The organism is Bdellovibrio sp. CKG001 (assembly GCF_055397465.1).
In genome coordinates this window covers 1,858,517-1,877,957 of the sequence record NZ_AP029173.1, presented here as the reverse complement: position 1 = coordinate 1,877,957, position 19,441 = coordinate 1,858,517, and the positions used below count along the sequence as shown (strand labels likewise).

15 protein-coding genes are annotated in these 19,441 nt (G+C 49.1%); 11 read left to right on the top strand and 4 right to left on the bottom strand.

All coding sequences use genetic code 11. The features are described from left to right. Positions 1-52: 52 nt before the first annotated feature. Positions 53-2,971: a M28 family peptidase gene (locus tag ACZ50P_RS09065; RefSeq protein WP_464130700.1), complete on the top strand. Its 2,919-nt coding sequence runs from the start codon at positions 53-55 to the stop codon at positions 2,969-2,971. An 80-nt stretch (positions 2,972-3,051) separates the two neighbouring features. Here the strand turns inward: ACZ50P_RS09065 and ACZ50P_RS09060 are convergent, their stop codons facing one another. Beyond that, positions 3,052-3,753, bottom strand: coding sequence for a hypothetical protein (locus tag ACZ50P_RS09060; RefSeq protein WP_464130699.1), 702 nt, complete (start codon positions 3,751-3,753; stop codon positions 3,052-3,054). A gap of 149 nt (positions 3,754-3,902) precedes the next feature. Between ACZ50P_RS09060 and ACZ50P_RS09055 the strand changes: the two genes are divergently transcribed. The 7 genes from ACZ50P_RS09055 (at position 3,903) to ACZ50P_RS09025 (ending at position 9,077) form a co-directional block, all read left to right on the top strand. Further along, the gene (locus tag ACZ50P_RS09055) at positions 3,903-4,301 is read left to right on the top strand and encodes a hypothetical protein (protein ID WP_464130698.1); all 399 of its coding nucleotides are present in this window, start codon (positions 3,903-3,905) and stop codon (positions 4,299-4,301) included. Between the two features lie 50 nt (positions 4,302-4,351). Then, entirely contained in the window at positions 4,352-5,236 is an 885-nt protein-coding gene (locus tag ACZ50P_RS09050) for an alpha/beta hydrolase-fold protein (protein WP_464130696.1), read from the top strand. A 5-nt stretch (positions 5,237-5,241) separates the two neighbouring features. Further along, entirely contained in the window at positions 5,242-5,553 is a 312-nt protein-coding gene (locus ACZ50P_RS09045; protein ID WP_464121259.1) for a KH domain-containing protein, read from the top strand. A 79-nt stretch (positions 5,554-5,632) separates the two neighbouring features. Then, complete coding sequence (locus tag ACZ50P_RS09040) at positions 5,633-6,598, top strand: phosphotransferase enzyme family protein (protein WP_464130695.1); 966 nt, start codon at positions 5,633-5,635, stop codon at positions 6,596-6,598. 65 nt (positions 6,599-6,663) lie between these two features. Continuing rightward, entirely contained in the window at positions 6,664-7,485 is an 822-nt protein-coding gene (locus tag ACZ50P_RS09035) for a D-alanyl-D-alanine carboxypeptidase family protein (RefSeq protein WP_464130694.1), read from the top strand. Positions 7,486-7,517: 32 nt separating this feature from the next. Beyond that, complete coding sequence (locus ACZ50P_RS09030) at positions 7,518-8,207, top strand: YjjG family noncanonical pyrimidine nucleotidase (RefSeq protein WP_464130692.1); 690 nt, start codon at positions 7,518-7,520, stop codon at positions 8,205-8,207. Between the two features lie 144 nt (positions 8,208-8,351). Further along, positions 8,352-9,077: a substrate-binding periplasmic protein gene (locus ACZ50P_RS09025; protein WP_464130691.1), complete on the top strand. Its 726-nt coding sequence runs from the start codon at positions 8,352-8,354 to the stop codon at positions 9,075-9,077. A 45-nt stretch (positions 9,078-9,122) separates the two neighbouring features. Here the strand turns inward: ACZ50P_RS09025 and ACZ50P_RS09020 are convergent, their stop codons facing one another. Together ACZ50P_RS09020 and ACZ50P_RS09015 are read right to left on the bottom strand one after the other, a co-directional pair. Next, positions 9,123-12,881 (bottom strand): tail fiber domain-containing protein, encoded by a 3,759-nt coding sequence (locus ACZ50P_RS09020; protein ID WP_464135201.1) that lies wholly within the window; start codon positions 12,879-12,881, stop codon positions 9,123-9,125. 257 nt (positions 12,882-13,138) lie between these two features. Next, a complete protein-coding gene (locus tag ACZ50P_RS09015; RefSeq protein ID WP_464130689.1) occupies positions 13,139-14,497 on the bottom strand; it encodes an MBL fold metallo-hydrolase RNA specificity domain-containing protein in 1,359 nt (452 codons plus the stop codon). A gap of 137 nt (positions 14,498-14,634) precedes the next feature. On the opposite strand from ACZ50P_RS09015, the gene ACZ50P_RS09010 reads away from it, so the two are divergent. The 3 genes from ACZ50P_RS09010 to ACZ50P_RS09000 all read left to right on the top strand — a co-directional run bounded on the left by ACZ50P_RS09010 (position 14,635) and on the right by ACZ50P_RS09000 (position 19,077). Then, on the top strand, positions 14,635-15,411 hold the full coding sequence (locus ACZ50P_RS09010) for an NADAR family protein (RefSeq protein WP_464130687.1): 777 nt from the start codon (positions 14,635-14,637) through the stop codon (positions 15,409-15,411). Positions 15,412-15,414: 3 nt separating this feature from the next. Then, a complete protein-coding gene (locus ACZ50P_RS09005; protein ID WP_464130686.1) occupies positions 15,415-16,584 on the top strand; it encodes an aminotransferase class V-fold PLP-dependent enzyme in 1,170 nt (389 codons plus the stop codon). 180 nt (positions 16,585-16,764) lie between these two features. Continuing rightward, the gene (locus tag ACZ50P_RS09000) at positions 16,765-19,077 is read left to right on the top strand and encodes a Fic family protein (protein WP_464130684.1); all 2,313 of its coding nucleotides are present in this window, start codon (positions 16,765-16,767) and stop codon (positions 19,075-19,077) included. Here the strand turns inward: ACZ50P_RS09000 and ACZ50P_RS08995 are convergent. Beyond that, positions 19,055-19,435, bottom strand: a complete 381-nt coding sequence (locus tag ACZ50P_RS08995) for a hypothetical protein (RefSeq protein ID WP_464130683.1) — start codon at positions 19,433-19,435, stop codon at positions 19,055-19,057. The two genes, ACZ50P_RS09000 and ACZ50P_RS08995, sit on opposite strands and share 23 nt — an antisense overlap. Between the last annotated feature and the right edge of the window lie 6 nt (positions 19,436-19,441).

Genomic DNA, 19,441 nt, shown 5'->3' with positions numbered 1-19,441 from the left:
TTCTTTCGGTTGAGTTGACTTAAGGTGGGCCTCCTTTTAGCCTACACAGACTATGAAAAAAGTGAAAGTTCTTCTTACAAGTGCCTGCATTTTCTCGCTAATTTCCTGCCAGGTGAAGGATACCAAACCGGCAAAATCCAGTTCTGAGACTCCGGCAAAAGCCACCGGATCTTTTGTTAACGAGCCCAACACACTGGTCACAGATCCCCGTCAAATCACGTTTGCGGGGCCTAAGTCGGGCGAAGGTTATTTCAGTCCCGATGGTACGAAGATGATCTTTCAAAGTGAAAGACATGCTGGCAACCCTTTCTATCAGATGTACATTCTGGATCTGAAGTCCGGACAGACCACTTTGGTATCCCCGGGCAAAGGAAAAACCACCTGTGGTTGGATCCATCCTTCCATGAAGAAGGTCTTGTATTCCTCGACGCATCTGGATCCGCAGACAGACAGGAAGGCTCAGGAAGAGTTTGAAAATCGTAAAAAGGCCGTCAAAGCCCGTTACTCCTGGAGCTTTGATGAAAACTACGACATTTTCAGTTCTGATCTGAAAGGGCAGGGCATTTTGCGCCTGACCAAAGAAAAAGGCTATGATGCCGAAGCGTCTTACTCCCCGGATGGGCAATGGATCGCGTTTGCCTCTAATCGCGCCGGCTACACCGAAAAACTGGATGGTGAGGATAAGAAGCTCTTTGAACAGGATCCCTCTTACATGATGGATATCTACATCATGAAAGCGGATGGTACCGAGGTGAAGCGCCTGACGAACTCCAAAGGTTATGACGGTGGTCCGTTCTTCAGTGCGGATGGAAAGAAAATCACCTGGCGCCGATTCTCTCCAAACGGTTCCACGGCGGAAATCTTCACGATGAATGTGGACGGCAGCAATCAGACACAGGTGACTCAGTTGAAGTCCATGTCCTGGGCTCCGTACTTCCATCCATCAGGGGATTATATTATTTTTGGGTCCAGCATTCTGGGGTATTCCAACTTTGAACTGTTTATCGTGGATGCGGCTGGCACGAAAGAACCGGTGCGTGTGACTTTTGATGAAGGCTTTGATGGTTTGCCGGTGTTTACTCCTGATGGCAACGGTCTGTCCTGGACTCATCGAAATGAAAAAGGGGATTCGCAAATCTTTATTTCCAAATGGGATGATGCGCAGGCGCGAAAACTTCTGGGCCTTGCTGCTCATGACCCGTTGGCGGTCCCTCTTAGTCCTGAAGTGAAAGTGGAAGATATTAAAAAATGGGTTCACTATCTGGCCTCCCCTGAGCTGCAAGGTCGCGGCACAGGGACTGGCGAAGAGAAGATTTACACTGAAAAGATCGCGCAGGCCTTTAAGTCCTGGGGTTTAATCGGGGCGGGGCCGCAAGGTTCGTTCTTTGAAACCTTCGAATTTACTTCAGGGGTGAATCTGGGGGCTAACAATTCACTTGAAGTAGTGGGTTCTTATAAAAAGAACTATGTGCTTTCCAAGGATTTCGAACCCGTATCGTTCTCCAAAACCGGAGAGTTCAAAGAGGCTCCCATTGTGTTTGCTGGATACGGCATCAAAGCCCCTGCCAGTGACAAAGAGCCGGAATATGATTCTTTCAAAGGTCTGGATGTCAAAGGCAAGTGGGTTTTGGTATTAGCGGATCTTCCTGCGAATGTGACGCCTCAGCGTCGTCATTATCTGAATTTGTATTCTCGTTTGCAACACAAGGTGACCGTTGCGAAAAACGAAGGTGCTGTGGGTATTCTGGTTACCAACGGGCCTGAAAGCGGACTGCCTGAAAAGTTTGGCAAACTCAAATTCGAAGGGGCGTTGTCTGAAAGCACCTTGGGGGTGATTCGCCTTTCCACTGACGCGGCTTCGGGGTTGTTGCGCTATGCCGGACGCGATTTGATCTCGCTGCAAATGAAGCTGGACAAGGGCGAGATGATTGAAGGTTTTGCGATTCCATCTACCTATGTGAAAGCTCGCGTGGATCTGCAGTTCCAGAAGGCGCAAGGAATCAATGTCGTAGCCAAGCTGCCGGTGTCTGGCGCCACGTCTGCGATTGTGATCGGAGCCCACGGGGATCATTTGGGTTATGGGCAGTTCGGCAGCAGCCTGGCTAAAGGGGGCGAAGTTGGAAAGGCGCACGTGGGCGCTGATGACAATGCCTCCGGGGTGGCTGGTGTAATGGAATTAGCCCATCATTATGCACAGTTAAAGAAATCAGCTGCACATAAACTTCAAAAGAATATGTACTTTGCTGTTTGGTCTGGTGAAGAGCTGGGGAATTTGGGATCGTCTTATTTCACTAAGAATTCAACGAAACATAATATCGCCGCTTATATCAACATGGATATGATCGGTCGCTTCAAAGACCGTGTTTTTGTTCAAGGTTTAGGATCTGCTGACAACTGGACCCGTTTGGCAGAGGAAGTGGGTGTTCGCACAGCTGTGCCGATGATCGTCCAGGAAGATCCTTATCTGCCAACGGATTCCCTGGCCTTCTATATGGCCGGTATTCCCACGGCCAACTTCTTTACCGGATCCCATGGGGAGTATCACAGCCCGCGCGATACGGCGGAGCTGATCAATTACGAAGGTGTCGCTCGCGTGCTTTCTGCGGTTCGTGGATTGACGGACTTGTTGGTGGATACGAAACTTCCGATGGTGAAATATGTTAAGGTGGCCAGCGCCCAGAATCGTCTTGAAGGCCGCAGCTTCCGCATTTACCTGGGAACGATCCCGGATTATTCCCAGGAAGGTGTCAAAGGGGTGCGCATCTCTGGAGCCTCCAAAGATAGTCCTGCGGAAAAAGCTGGCCTGAAGGACAAAGACATTATCACAGAGTTCGGTGGAACCAAGATTGAGAATCTGTATGACTATGTCTACACTCTTCAGTCTGTGAAGCCGAATCAGGAAACAGTCATAAAGATCCTGCGGGAAGGCAAACCGATGGAGTTGAAAATCACTCCGAAGTTAAAAGAGTAAGTTGTTATAAAGACTGAAAAAACAAAAAGACCTGAAGTGAATTCTTCAGGTCTTTTTGTATGCCTGAATTGTGTCAGGACTTAGAAAGTCAGTTGCGGACAGCGGCTTTTTAAAAGACTTTGCAGTCCTCTGTCGGAGTGTTTGAAGATCACATCGCCATCGGAGGTGTACTTGAACAGCTCGTAGTTCTGAAGGCGGCAGGTCTTTCCGTTGCGGTCCGTGAAGGTGGAATAAGCACGAGAGTTCCCGGTGGGAGCTGATCCCATCTTAAAGCCTCCGTCCAGTAAAAGCCCCTGATAGTTTAGAATCTCAATGCCCCCGCGATTGGAAGGATGGATGTCGGTGGCGCGGCGAATGGTGGCGCCGCTCATTCCCACAAGTTCGGCGTCCTCGTAATCGAAATAGGCCTTGTTTCCGTTCACAGTGGTGATAATCAGGCGGCGGGTTTCATCGTTCCATTCGTAAGTCGGGGTGACTTGCACGCGGGGAAACATGAAGAACTCACGTGCACCGGTGGTTTGGGATTCATCACCGGGACCAAAGGAATTGAAAATCATCAGTTCGCCATCGGCTGTGAAAAGGTAGTCGCGGTAAAGCAGCCCCTGAGCTTTGCGGTTATGAACAGAAATAAAACAATTATTGCCATCCGCAGAGGGGATCATCTGCATCTGAATACTGCCTCGTCTTTCTACGGCATCCTGGCAGACGGCCGCCTGCTCTTGAGCGGAAGCTTGAAAAGTCCAAAGGGTCGATACGAAAAAGATGGTTCCAAGTAGTTTCATGTGCACCTCGTTGTAATAAGCAGAACCCAGTCAAAACAGGCTGTCAGCTTCGGAGGCAGAGCGGCAAGGAAAATAACCAAATCTGGACTCGATTGGCACTAACCGATTGTGTTTTTATAAGAGTCTCTCTAGGAGCGAGGAAGCGGTTCATGTCTTCATTTGTGGAAGAGTTCAAAAAATACCAAAGACAAGAAAGAATGTGCACCGGCGGACTTGTTCTGCTGTCAGTCCTTGCTCCTGTGTCTTTTACCTGGTTGATCAATCAAAAAGTTCATTGGCTTTTGGCAGGATCGGCGGCGGCATTGTTTGTGGTTGGAGCTGTTTTGCTTCATCTTCTGCGAGCTCAGGTGGGCAGTAAGTTGCTGAGCAAATACGAAAAGCTGGATGTGGGGTCGGTCTTGGCGAAAAAGATTTCTCCACAAAGTCCCCGTCGTTTTGTGGTGACCAACAGAGGTTACAATCACTTCTATCTGCGCTGCCTAAATACGGGCGAGCAAGTGCTCGTGTCTAAACACAGAGTTCGCGAAGATTTCGATATTGCAAATTGATTTTTCCATTTCACCAAGGGAACCTTTTTTACAAGTGTAGAGGGGGTTTTATGAAAAGTCTGATTTTGGCTTTTCTCCTTCTGTACGTTTCGCTGACAGCTTACGCAAGTGAAGATCTTTTATACGAAGAAGATGTGCCGGAAACGGAGTTCAGTCGTTTCATCTGCGGTTCAGAAGAACTGCAAGGGGGGAGCTTCCGATATTGCTTTCGTGATCCCGAGGGGGTTAATCACAGCGATATCGTCTATTTCTTCCACGGCTTGGGCGGGTCAGAGAAAACCTGGCACCGTCAGTTTCTGGGAACGAGAATGATCCAGGACTGGTGGACCTTGCGGGGGTACCGGCCTCGTGTGGTCTCGGTGTCTTTTGGATCCCAGTGGTTGATGGTGGACAACAAACGCTATCCCCTGATCACCTACTTCACCAAGGTGATCATGCCCTTTTTGGAAAAGAAAATGGGCGGGCTGCGGGGCGGGCGACGGCACATTATCGGCCAGTCGATGGGTGGATTTAACGGAGCTGAGTTGGCCTTGAAAAAGCCAGGAATGTTTTCCCGAGTGGCGTTACTTTGTCCGGCAATTTCCACCGTGGGGCCTTACTCCAGTGATCGTGAGATCGAGGACTATATCGAGCGCACGGGGGCACGGCGCCGTCTGGTGAATAAGATGTTGCGAATCTCGCGATCCGTCTTCATCGATAAAAAGGATTGGGACAATCACGATCCTTTGCGGCTGATGAAGAATTATTCTTCCAGCAAAAAACCGCGGTTTTATGTCTCCGTCGGTACCAGTGACGGCTATGGTTTCCAGGAAGGGTCCAGAGTGTTCACGCAAAGGGCCAGCGCATTTTCCTTCCTGTTTAACTGGGTCCCGGTGCCGGGCGGGCATTGTAACTTTAAAAGGATTGGCACAGCTAATTTCATCATGGGGGATTAGGTTCTATGAGTGACATCGAAGCCTTTAAGTATGAAGAACGTAAGATCAAAGGGGCTGATATCGATCCGGAGCAATACCGGGAGGAGATTCGTCAGCTGATAGAACATATCGTAAAACTTCTGGTGGATCACCCTGACACCGTGACTGTGAGCACCTATGTGGGGCCCAAAACCACCGTTTATCGGGTGAACTGCGCCAAGGAAAATCTGGGGCAGGTGATCGGCACACAGGGCAAGACCATCATGGGGCTGCGGGCTGTTGTCCATGCCATGACGGCACGGACAGGCATTCGTTCGATTGTCGAAATACCGGTTTAAGGATTTTACGGGATGTCTGCAATAAGTTTGTAATTCCACTTGGATTTTGGCTTGCGGCGCATGTATTCTTGATCCAGTGATGAAAAATTCGGCGGACCGTGAACGATTGCAATCCATTCTGGAGTACTGGCCCTTGGGCTCCATCTCTTCTGTTGATGAAATACTCAACGGTGCGGTCAATCAGGTTTATCGCGTCCAAGCCAGTCTGGGGAACTTTTATTTACGTCTGTATAAAACCAGTGAGCGTGCCCGGGTGGAACGCGAACATGCTCTTTTGGAGTATGTAGCGGCCCATAATCTGCCCGCCGTGCAGACACTGCCATCGCGTTATGGTTCATCTTTGATTGAGCATGACGGTAAGTTTGGCGCTCTTTATTTTGAATCACCGGGAAAACAGGTACCCAAATCTGAACTGACGGCTGTGCATGCTCAAGCTGCAGGGAAAATGTTAGCTCAGCTGCATAAGATCCTGGAACCACTGCCGGATGTGGGATATCGCAAGTATTCCTTGAGCTGGAATGGGCCGGAGTGGGTTGAGCGTCTGACACGTATCGAAACAGCGATTCTGGCCCGATCTTCTTTAAGTGATGCGGATCAGTGGGTCTTACAAAGACTGCGGGCACAAAGGGACTGGATGCAGAATCCCGCCTGTGTGCACATTTATATTCCCAAGTATCCAGCCCAGGTTCTGCATGGGGATTACCACCAGGGAAATCTTTTCTTTCAGAAAGAAACCGTGTGTGGAGTGATCGACTGGGATCAGGCTGTGTATATGCCACGGGCCTTTGAGCTGGTGCGTGTGGCTTCGTACATGTTTGATCTGCGGCCGGAACTCACCCGGGTGTTCATGAAAGCGTATCTGGATTTGAATCCCTTAACGTCAGACGAAATAAATGATGGGGCGAAGGCCTGGGGCAGTCACAGCGATCACTATGTCTGGGCTCAGGAAGAGATCTATCTCAATAACAACGAACGGGCCCGCGTCTTTATTCCAGACGTTCCATTTGTGCCGTTTCATATTCTTTGGGAAAAGCTTGGTCTTTAGCAGCCCGTCGGCCTGAAGAAGTCCGAACAGATGATTTCGTGGTATCTTGATGTCACGAGGCTCTTATGAAAGCGGCAGGCTTGTTCCTTCTGTTTTTTCTAAGTCATCAATCCGTTGAGGCACACAATATTGAGGCCCAATCGTGGGTTCTTTTTAAGACTCCCTCCGGAGAAATCCTGGACGCCTTTGAGCCCGACAAGAGATTCTCACCGGCCTCATTAACAAAAGTCCTGACGGCCTATGTGGTTTTCAAAGAAATCAAAGAAGGGCGTTTAAGCTTAAGGACTCAGATTGAAGTGCCCGCATTGGTCCTGCAAACCCGCCCAGGGGAATCGCAGATGCAATTAAAGCCAGGTGAATACATTAGCATTCGAGAGCTCCTTAAAGGGCTTATCGTCGTGTCCGCCAATGATGCGGCCTTGGCTTTGGCAAACCATGTCGGGGGCAGCCTGAAGCGCTTCGTTGGTATGATGAACCTGGCAGCCCAGGAGATCGGAATGCAGAACAGTTCGTTTGTGAATCCGACAGGATTATTTGCGTTTGGCCATTACTCCACGGCCCGGGATCTGATGAAGTTGGCACAGGCGATCAGTCAAAAACATCCTGAGTACTTTGAATATTCCTCTTTGCCGGAGCTCACTTACAATCAATTCAGGAAGAAAAATACCAATGAACTTTTGGGCTCCTCGACGGCCGTGGATGGGATGAAGACCGGGTATATCAAAGCTTCGGGTTGGTGTGTGATGATCAGTGCGAAAAAAGCTTTGGCAAAAGGCGGGGAGAGGACGATTGCTGTTGTGCTGGGCTCCCCGTCCCATCAAAAAAGAATTCAAGCCGGGCGGGAGTTGATTCGGCGGGGACTTGAGGCGTCCGCGGAACTGGACTAGGTCTTTGTCGTTGGAAAGTTTAATCTGATTATATGCCATACGATCTGTTTTTGTTTGATCTGGATGACACCCTGCTGGATTTCAAGGAATCCGAACGGCTTTCTTTTGCAACTGTTTTACAAAGCTTGGGGGTGCATGATCGCCTGGATGAATTGTATCGCATGTACCAGGTGGAAAATCGCCGGCTTTGGACTCTTTTTGAAGAAGCCAAAACATCCAAAGAACACCTGAAGGTGGAACGATTCCGCCGTGTCTTTGAGGCCTTTAAAATTGAAATCGATCCCCACAAGGCCAGCGACCGCTATCTGGAGGCTTTGCCAGAAACCGTGGTGCTGATGGATCACGCCGAAGAGATCTGTCAGTGGCTGGCGGCCCGGGGTGAAATTGGCATTATCACCAACGGAATGCACGCGGTTCAGATGAAGCGCATTGAAAATTCAAAGTTGGCTCCGTATATCAGTTTTACCAGCGTGTCGGAAGAATGCGGTTATGCGAAACCCGATGTTCGCTTTTTCGAGCACAGCGCCAGGATGGCGAAAAGGTTTCATAAGGATTCTGCCGTGGTTATTGGTGATCGGATGGAAACCGACATCCTGGGAGCACGTAATTTTGGTTTGCGCAGTTGCTGGTTTAATCCGGAAAAGTCGAAACATAATTTTTCTTTTCAACCAGACTACGAAATCACCCATCTCTCGGAAATTCAAAACCTGCTAAAGAAATAGTCTCTTACAAATGAAACTTACAGTGAGTTTTCACAATCCTCAGGGGACGAAAAAGAATGTCGTCGCACATAATGTAATGTTTAAGATTGAAATAAGACTTTTGAATGGCGAGCCGTGGAGGGATAATAATCACTGGAGATTTGTTTGAAGGCATTGGTTGTTTTTTTTATTTTGGCCTTTACATCCCTCAGTGAAGCTCTGACCCCGCTGAGGGTGGCCTTTTCTTTGGACAAACCCCCTTATGTGATTCGAGACACAGAAAGCGGCCTGGAAGTTGAAATTCTTCGTCGGGTTTTTTTGGACATGGGTTATGAGATGACCCCGATCTTTCAACCTCCGGCAAGATCTGTAAGAAGTCTGGAGCTGGGGCGGGTGGATGCGATGGCCACGATCACCAACATGCCCAACTTCCATCTTTCTGATCCCTATATCACATTTAAAAATTTCGCCTGGACGATGAAAGAGCGAAAAATTCAGCTTAAGACCTTGAGTGATTTGTCCAAGTACCGGGTTATTGCATTTCAGAATGCACGGCACTTTATCGGAGCGGACTTTGATAGTGCGGTGGCAAAGAACAAAAACTATGAAGAATATGCCGATCAAAAGAGACAGATCAAAATGCTTCTGTCAGATCGTGTAGATGTGATTATCTGTGAAGAGAGAACACTGAAGATCGTTCAAAAGAATCTTGAAGAGATGAGCGCGAAACAAAAGTTGCCGGACATCGAGAAACACCCGCTTTTTGGGGAGTCTCATTATTCCGTTGCCTTTCGCAGCGTCAAGCTCAGGAACTCCTTTAACGAGTCCTTGAACAAGCTGGAGTCAAAAGGGAGTCTGCAGGAAATCTACAAAAAATATATTACTGAATAGCTGCCTTGTGACCACATAAGGCAGCGCTCGATAAGATCGGATCATCTAGTCGATGTGCTCCAGTTTCTTTTCCAGCTTTTCAAGGCGGTTTTTAAGATCCTGATTTTCTTGTTTTAAGGCCGTCAGTTCAGCCTGCTGGCTTTGGTAGTGCGTATGAAGTTCTTTTATGGCCTCAATGATCGGGGCCACCAGATTTTGATAAGCCACGCTGAGATAGCCATTCGGAGCTTTGCGAACAGCCTCGGGAAACACCTTTTGGACTTCTTGAGCGATCAATCCAATTTGGCGGTTTTGCTCTCGTTCCTTGTCCTTCCAGTTGTATGTGACACCGGTCAATTCCTCGATCTTCGCAAGGCTTGAGGGGATACGTTGAATGTTTTCCTTTAAGCGAATGTCCGAGTTTTGTGTCAGTGTTCCCGCCATTGTGCCATTTCCGGTGTAGCTAAATGAGACGTTTTGACTTCCGTTTTTTCCCAACGCCAAGGTAGCTTCTGCATAGATATCCCAGGACCACAATCCGCCCCCCCACGACGCGGGAAGAGATGTCAACGGCGCAGGATTCAGCTTTAAAAACGGAGCCGTTGGGGAGTTTAGAACAAACTTTCCGGCGTCCATATTGTTGATGCGGAACATTAGTTCATTGACGATTCCTGTTGTGGGGTTTGCATTAAAACCGATGGCGGTTCTTTCCTGATCTGTTCCTGTGCCCTGTGGGCCGATAAAGGCGTTATTGACTCCATCCAGGGTCATGAAGATGCGGCTGCCGGTATTGATATTAGACTTGAAGGTCGCAGCGCCCGTGGCTCGTGAAATCATCATAGGGGTATCAATGTAGGCGCCCGTATCGTCGGCACGATTGATGTAGAAGTCTGAGCCGGCATTGCTGCCGGACTCTGCATTACTGCTAATGCCCATATGCCAGCGGCGACTGGTGGCCGTGGTAAAGTTGAGATAGCCGAAGGCACCCGCAGGGCGAGAGATCAGAAGCGATTCGCCTCCGGTATTTTCGACGCGCAAAGAGCCACCGTTGACATGCAGACGCGACTGGGGCGAAGCCGTTCCCACGCCGACATTGCCGGCATTATCCAAGGCCATTCGAACCGGGCCAGCCGCCGTCGATCCCGCGTAGAATTGGATCTTTCCGGATTGATTGTTGATGATATTCAAATTTTTTCCTGTGGCCGTTCCACCGGAATTATAAATGAAAGAGTCTCCCGGAGAGCCATAACCTACGTTGGTGTTGCCTGAGCCGATGATGCCCAGGTAAATACCGTTTTTATCGTTGAGCGCCTGGAAACTGGCCGCGGTTGAAGTTCCCGTGGCGTGATTATTTTTGATCATCACAGCCTCGTAGGCATCAGATGTTGCCCCTACTTCCAAAAGAGAAGAGGGATTTGTAGTTCCCAGTCCGGCGCGCCCGGAGGAGTCTATCGTCATACGTGTGACACCCGCAGTTTCCAAGGCCAGTGCCTGCGCATCATTGGTTCCCAGGGTGGCTGTGGCTCCAAAGGAGTTACCGCCATTCACGAACACCGCTCCTGTTGTGAAGGCGGAACAAGTCATCAGGCCGGTACCATCGAAGGTGACAAGCTGACCCACGGCACAATTAAAGGTGGTCAAGGCATTTCCAGATCCATTCGTGGCAAGCAGGCGGTTGGCAGTGAATGAGGTCACACCGGTTCCCCCTTTTGCAACAGGGACTGCCGTGGGGAAATTAACCGGGTCTGCGCTGATGGTTCCTGAAGAGACTGCGATGCCAGCACCAATTTGCACAGCTCCTTTGGCGGATGTTGTGGCATCACTGATGGAAACAACCGGTGTGGTGCTTCCACTTGCAACGGCGATGGGAGCGGTGCCGGAAACAGCTGTCACCGTGCCGTTGGTCGGGGATATCCATTGAAGGCCTGACCCTTGAGCTGAGTTTGCAGACAGCACTTGGCCGTTGGAGCCTACGGGAAGGCGGATGTTGTTCGTCCCATTACTGACTATTAAATCCCCTTTGAGCGAGCTTGGTGCCAGGGCATTGAAGGCGGCAGTGGCTGTTATCTGTCCGGTGCCGCCATTGGCGATAGGCAAAGCTCCCGTCACCTCTGAAGTCAGATTGATGGCAGCTCCATTGCTGGCGGCCGTTAAGCGCCCTTGCGCATCCACGGTGATATTCGCACGATTGTAAGCTCCTGCTGTAACACTGGTGTTTGCCAACGAGATAGTTCCTGTGGAGCTGATAGGCCCACCTGAAAGTCCGGCGCCCGTGGCAATATTGGTGACGGTTCCTCCCGAGGACGTATCCGTATCGTTGGCGCACTCCCAACGGGAGTTGGCGGAGATCCACTTTAAAACCTGACCATCAGAACAAGCCACGTTGTTGGGTCTGTAGGTCAGATACTTTGTAGCGGCACTATTGATATCGCCGTAATCCAAAGACACGGCACCTGTTCTTCCCACCACCGAAGTCACAGGAAAGGCGATGGACGTATTGCCAGCGGCGGTCAGACGACCTTGAGCATCCACTGTGAAGGCGGGAACTTGAGTTGTGGATCCATAAGATCCAGCACTCACAGTCGTGTTCGCCAAAGAAATAGTTCCCGTGGATGTAATAGGCCCCCCGGAAAGGCCGGTGCCTGTGGCAACATTTGTGACGGTTCCACCGGCATTGCTGTCATTCGAGGGCAACCATTTGGAACCGTCATACTTAAGTATCTGTCCAGGGGCCAGTCCGGTGGTGTCAACATCAACGCCTTTGATTTTATTCACGGACACATTGCCAATGCTTCCACTCACATCACCTGCGACGGACACATTGATGGCCTGACATAGGAAAGAACCGGAAACTGAATTCCAATAGGGCGTTTGATGAGCGGCGCAGTTACCGGAAGCCACCGCTGAGTTAAAAGCCGCTATTGTGTGATAAGTTCCCAACGTCGCAGAAAGATTTACCACATCGCTAATGGCGATCGTTGAACCACCCCATTGAGACCCATCAAACTTAAAGAAATGCCCATTGGTCGGAGCCGTGTTAGAAACTCGAATATTCTGAATCTTTACAACCGAAGGACTAGGGTAGGTCCCGGCTAAATCTCCACCTGCAGGTCCTGTCGGAGTGCGAGCATTGCTGAAGCGGCTGTCATCTCCAGAGGCCACGGTGCCAGCAGCTGTGCCCACGTTAATAGAAATCACCGGCGTGGAAGTGTTGTTCGTCACGCTCAAATAAGAATTCCCCGCAGTCACATTTGTGACCGTTCCGCCACTAGCTCCGGTCACGGGAGCACAGCTTAAGTCGGTCCCATTCCAGCTCAAAAATTCATTGGTCGAACAGGTGGGAAGTCCGGTCTTTATAACAAAATCATTCTCGGTCTTGGTTCCCAGTTTTTCTGCGGCAAGGGCATAGGCCGAAAACGGAACAGAACGAATTTCGTTCGAGGGAGAAATCACTTTCCAGCCCGAGCCGTCATGAAACTGCACTTTCAGCAGACGAATGTCATTGGATGATGCCGTGTAAGTCGAGCCGCCATAGCAGTTGTGAGTGCGGGAGTTGTTGAAAGCCTCCAGCAAAGTGAATAGGGGATCGGCAGGGAAGAGTTTGGTCCCCGACCCAATAGGCACGTCAAAAACCCCTTTGGAGTCGAGCATATTCACGCCATCGCGTTGCTCACGATAAATCACACAGTTTCCGTTAGGACTGGTGACTTCAAATAGAAAGCTGGTGTTGCTGTACTCTAACGGAACTCCGTCGGCCTTGATGATGCGACCTTGATAGGTCAATGCATTGGGGGCCGCCTGTACCTGTGAAAAGGCAGACAGCATGAAGAGAATCCGCGACGTCCAAGTTAAAAAAATCTTCATGCTTATCTTATCGGCAGCATTAAGATTCTTTTAGATTAAATCCACTCAATGTGAGTCAGATTGATATCATTTCAATGAATTTGTTATGAGTTCAGAGGATTCTCAGCTTTCACCAGCTAAAAAAATGGAAGCACTTAATTCCAAGAGGTGGCCCATAAAATCTTCTGATAAGTTATATTATGTAACGATAGGTAGAGGGGTTTCCTAAGAAAAACCCTCTAAGTGCTTATAATCTGGTTCATTCTAGGCACTGAAACGATCCATTTGAGCTCTTTATCGATGCGTTTACGAAGCTCATCCGCAGCCACGCTTTCGCCATGAACCAGGAAGATTTTGGCCGGTTTTTTAGGTGCCTGTTTAAGCCAATTGATCAGATCTGTGCGGTCCGCATGGGCTGAAAACGAATCCGAAGGAACCACTTTGCAGTTTATATCCACATAAAGTCCATGGATTTTAAGCTCTTTAGCGCCAGCTAATAAGCTGTGTCCGCGAGTTCCCGGGCTCTGAAAGCCTGCCAACAGCAAGATATTTCGCGAATCCGGTCCAAAAGCTTTCACGTGATGTAAAACTCGGCCACCAGTCAGCATTCCGCTGGCTGCAATAATGATTTTAGGCCCGGATTTATCATCATTGAGCGCCTTGGAATCTTCGGCTGATTTGACTGAATGAACCTCGGCCATGATTTCAGCAAATTGACCCGGACCTAGACGATGGAAGTGCGGGAATTCCTCATAGAGTTTTGCAACTTCGTGGCCCATGGGGGAGTTGAAATAAACGGGGATTTGGGCGGGGACCTCCCCGTCTCTTTTTAACTCCGTGATTTCAAGCAACAAATTCTGCGCTCGTCCGACGGCAAAACTTGGAATTAATAAAACTCCCCGTGATTTTGCCACCTCTAAAATGCATTGTTTAAGAATATCTTTAGAGCTGACCGGTGAATGATCACGGTCTCCATAAGTGGATTCCATCACAATATAATCAGCTTCTGCCGGAGGCTCTGGGGGTGGCATTAATGGATCATTATTTCGTCCTAAATCGCCGGAAAAATAGATGCTTTTTTCGCCGTTGGACACCCATGCGGAAGAAGCTCCCAGAATATGCCCGCTGCTATACAGACAAACCCTTAATGTGCCAATTTGGAATTCCTCATGAAACGGCACCGCCTTTAACAGCGGCAAGGTTCTTTCTACATCCTCTGTGGTGTACAAAGGCAGAGCCGGAGCATGCTTAGAGAACCCTTTTTTATTGGCGTATTCCGCATCTTCTTCCTGGATCTTGGCGGAATCCAGCAGGATGATTTCCGTGAGCTCCAATGTGGGTTGGGTGCAGTATATAGTCCCCTTAAATCCCCGCTTCACCAACAAAGGCAAAGCCCCACTATGATCCAAGTGAGCATGGGTCAGCACGACAGCTTGCAGATCCCGGGGATCCAGCGGGAAATCATCCCAGTTCAACTCGCGGAGCTCTTTGAAGCCTTGAAACATCCCACAATCGACCAGAATACGTGTGCCATCATCGTGGACTAAAAACTTGGAACCAGTCACCGTTCCTGCAGCACCAAAAAAGCCGATTTCCATAAGCAGAACCCTCCAAAGAGCTTTATTAATAGTACTCCCTAAACGAACCGTTTTTTGACCATTAATGCATTCGGTCAGAATTGTATTCCGGCGCAAGGTTCGTTAGTCTCTGGACGAACTTTTTGAGGGGGACTTTTATGAAAGCATTCTGGATCTTATGGCTCTTGATCCCAACGACTTTTCTGGTGGGTTGCACCAAGCCTAATTCAGCAGAGGTTCCTCAAAAACCGATCACGCCGGCAGGTCAAACAGATGATTCCTGGAAGAATGAATTCCCTGCGCACTGGTGGAAACCGGTACCACGCGAAGAGGCCAAGTCCTGGGAAATTCTTCCGCAGGATGCGGGTTACAAAGAAGTTGTGCTTAGTAAACGCAACGAACTGGGCTTGCTTTCAAATTTCACGGAAACTCCGTTTGTCTTCCGTGGTGTTTGTTATCCGACGGTGGAAGCTTTCTGGCAGATGATGAAATACCCGGAAACTGAAAATGATCCGCGCTGGAAATGGGCGAAGAACTGGAAATACACGCGCCAGCAAGTGTCTCAAATGAATGGTTATGCCGCTAAAAGTGCCGGTGGGTATGCCAACTTCCTGATGGAAAAAAACGACGCCAACTGGGTGACCTTCGAAGGCAAAGTGATTCCTTTTGCCACAAAAGAGCCTCAGGAACATTATCAGTTGATCTGGGAGGCTTTGATTGAAAAGCTTCGCCAAAACCCTCAGGTTCTTGAAGTGGTTCTGGCGACCAAAGATCTAAAACTTCTGCCAGATCACGGCGTATCCGAAAGAGCTCCTCGTGAATGGCATTACTATTTGCTGTGGATGGATATCCGTGAACTTTTGAAGAGCGGTCAACTGTCCCTGCAAACCAGCGAAGACCTGTCCCTGCGAAACTGCAAAGCTCGTAACAACTAGATTATGTTTCAGAACTTTTCCCAGGATTTTGCCAAGTACAAAGACACTTCGTTTATTAATCTGAACAACGGCACCCTGGGTCTTTGTCCCTCGGTGGTGATTGATCAGCAAAAGGCCGAACTGGAAGCTTTTGAAAAGAACACCTCCTCCGGTTATAGCCAAGCCTGGGCTCGTTTATGGAAAATTCAGCAAGGTTTGGGACAGTTTTTAAAGGCCCGGCCTGAAGATCTTTTTTTGCGCCCCAATGTCACTCTGGCTTTAAATGAAATCATCATGGGGCTTCAACTCCCCGCCAATTCCGAGATTCTGACGAACACATTTGAGTACGGCGCTGTCGTCAACATCCTGAAGCACAAAGCGCAGCGTGATAGGTTATCATTGCGCAGCGAGGATCTGAGCGCCCTCTATGACTGTTCAAGCGATGAGTCCGTGATCGAAGTCATTCTTAAAACGATCTCGGAAAAAACCAGGATGCTTTTAATCAGTCATATCTTCACCGGCAATGGTCTGGTGATCCCGTTGGGAAAACTGTCCCGGGCGTTGCGTGAAAAAGGTGTCTTACTGGTGGTTGATGGAGCTCACGCACCGGGATTATTGGAGCTGGATTTTACGCAGGATCTGAAGGATGTGGATTTTTATGCCGGAAATCTTCACAAATGGTTTATGGGCCCGAAAGGAACTGCGTTTGGCTGGGTTCATTCGGATCATCAAAAGCACTTAAATCCGCAATACGGCTCTTGGACCACAGCTGAAAATCCGCCGCCCAATATGTCAAGCTTTGGCCAGCCCGGAGAATTTGCCTCGCGCATGTTGTGGTCTCATTCACAAAGTTTTTCGACGTACTATGGTCTGGAATCCACCCTGGATTACTGGAATCTTCACAAACCCGAAGTGATCTGGGCGCAGATTCAAGAGCGCATGATATACCTGAAAAACTCTTTGGCTGAAGCTGGAGTTTTCATGCGGGTGAACAATTATAACTCCGCTTTTTTATGTTACAACGCCAGCGAGTTTCCTCAAGCAACCTTTAAGGGGATTTTCCTTGAGAACACACCGTTGCAGGTGGGTTTGCCACGTTTGCCGGGGGCTCAATTGCTGCGCCTGACTCCGCATATTCATAACACTGAAGAAGAACTCACAGAAGCGGTTCAGATTCTTCTAAAACACCGCTGAATCTTTAAAGCTGGCTCCCCTTCAGGCTTGTCTAAACTCTGATCGGCTGCTTACGCAAATTGCGCTTTTCTCATTCTGAGACGGGGAGTCCTGCTCTCCCCGCCTTTTAAGTCCTTTATATTGCTTATCACCTAGCACGGGCGTTGCTTTGGTAAGGACATGAGGAAGAGGAGTTTGCTTATGTCTTGGCATAAAGTGACGCGTTTGTTTTTATCTATTTGGATGACCCTGGCTTTCTTGAGTCCTGCTCATGCGGCCCCGATGTGCGAATACGTTTTCGCAGATCCACAAATCAAGGCCCGTGGTGTGGATTTCGGTCTCAGATCCGAAACCAAACAGATGCCAACTCCAAAAGAGCTCTTGAACTATAAAGAGATCAAAACCAATCTTTGGAGCACCATCAGAACCCTGCCGCCTAAAAGACAGGCCGAAGTCGAGCACTTGCTCGCGGCCGTGGAGTTCTTCGACTACACTCACACAGCCAAAGAGATTCTTCCCAACTTCCTGGAAGGCACTCGCAAGACTTTTGACTTTACCAAGATGTACGATCGCGGCGAGCTAAGGGAAGGGGCACCTTTCAACGGCTTTATCAACGCTCGTGATAACTATCTAAGAAAAGAAAAACCTGCGGTTACCGCAGAGCTGCTGACTGAAATCCATAAGCGTATCATGGTGGACGGAGTTGAAGGCATTCGCTCTGAACAGTTGGGTGTATGGCGCAATGGTCACTGGATGGGTAATGTTGCCGGTGAATTTAAAATGAAACCCAAGGAAGTGGAAGTTGTTAAGGAAAATCCTTACCTTTCCTTCGAAGAAGGTTCTCACGATCGCAGCAACTTGAATGAAAATGTCTGGAGAAACATCAAGATCTGGGGCAAGCACAAAGACATGGTGATGGAGACCGGCGACACGACTTTAATCAGTGGCCGTATCCACTATCCTTTTGTGACAACGCCAAAGCAAGCCACTGTTGATATCATCAAAAACTCCCACCCGGCAGTTTACAAACAGATTATGGACTATCGTGCCCAGCATGGCACAAGCTACCAAGGTCAGGGTCCGGCGGCGTTGGAGCAGGCCTTCACCAAAGCTCTGGTGGAAGAACGCTTTGCCCGCTTCAATAAAGAGCGCGCCGAACTGGGTGAAATCCGTGTCGGTGCCAACGAACAACGTTATATCGATATCGTAGCTGATTTGCAGCGCGATCTGGTGGCTATCCACCCGGTTTTAAATGGGAACGGCCGCACGACTCGTTTGGTGATGAACTATCTTCTGACCAAAGAAGGTCTGCCTCCAGTGCGCCTGGTGGATCCTTTCCTGGATGTTCAGGTTTCTCAAAAAGAATGGCGTGAATACGTTCACAAAGGCGTGGTTAACAGTGCCCAGTTGCAGGCGGACATCGCTTACCGTATCAAAAACGGTCTGACGGTGGAATACTCTCCGGAACTGTTGTACCCGGGCTTGCCTGAGATGGTGAATATTTCCCTGAAAAAACAAGGAACTGCGAAAGAAGTTGAAAACTATGCTCAGACAAAATTGAACAGTGATCAGTTCGGTGCCTTCCTGAGAACTCTGGTGCAGACACATCCGCAGTTGAAGCAGGAAATCCAGACTGACCGTCTGCGCGCCATGTCCCGTATCGCTGACATGTTCGTGGAATACTATAAATCCAAAACCGTGCGCTTCGTGCACGACAAAGATGGTGAGCGTGAGATCGGTGTTCGTTTGGTTGAACCGGACTTTATCGACACCTTCGGTGTCACAACAGCCAGCTCCAAGAGCCGTTGGGACGCTAAAATCAACCGCTGGTACGACAAGAACCTGCTTGTATGGCGCGGTCTTTCCAACAGAACAGCGGAACCATCCCGCGCTGAATTGCTGAACTACTTCAAAAAACCAGCAACTCACCTGGCTTCCAATAATGTTCTAAGAACGATCCGCAATGGCACTCCACTGCTGGAAGCTATTAAGCAGGACTTTGCTTTGTACAACAAAGAAACTCTGAATGGAGACATGATCGAAATGGCGATTGATCACCACAGAAGTGGTCCTAAATACGGTGTGTCTTACGGGTACTCCACGTCCAAACGTGAAGTGGTCGGTAAAGCCTTCGCTATGGGTGCCATGGTGGTTGGTGAGTACGGAAAACACATGGATCCAGCCCTGCAGGCTCAGTTGAAATCCCGTATCAACGTAGCTTCCTTCCGCGCAATGAAGGACGTCGATCTGGGCCGCTTGAAAGCTTTCGACAATGACTTCGCTTACACTTACGGCCGTCAGGCAGAAGTAATGGGTATCGGTGCCACAGATCCGGATGCAGTGATGCTGATCCAAAGACTGGATGCGACCGGTAAAGTGATGGAAACATTGCTAAGAAATATCGAAAAGCCGAATGAGATCCTGATCATCGAAGGACGTTATGTCCCAGGTGAAGGACCTCTTCCGACAGAGAAAATTAAAGAACGCGTGTTTATTCAGCCAGCCACTCTTTAAAGCCTAGCTTCAGGGCAGCGTCTAAATCCTTACGATCAATTTCGTAAACATTAGCGTTGCCTGTAGGACTTCCACAAAGCTGAATACGCATCATTCCGTCATTTTGGTTAGATGAAGAAAAGACCTGGATACCCTTCAGGTCTTTTTGCATTTCAGCCACGGGAATCTGCTTCCCCTGACCACATTGCAAAGAGCCGTCGTATTTAAACACCTTCACACGATCTGTCGATTTGGATTTATCCACAATCACCTCGCTTGCAGTGGCGTTCTTTCTGGCATCTTTTTGTGTACGACAATTGCCATGTGTGCAACCGACCAACAACGCAAAAACAGGCAACAATACTGCGAACTTTTTCATAGCTTA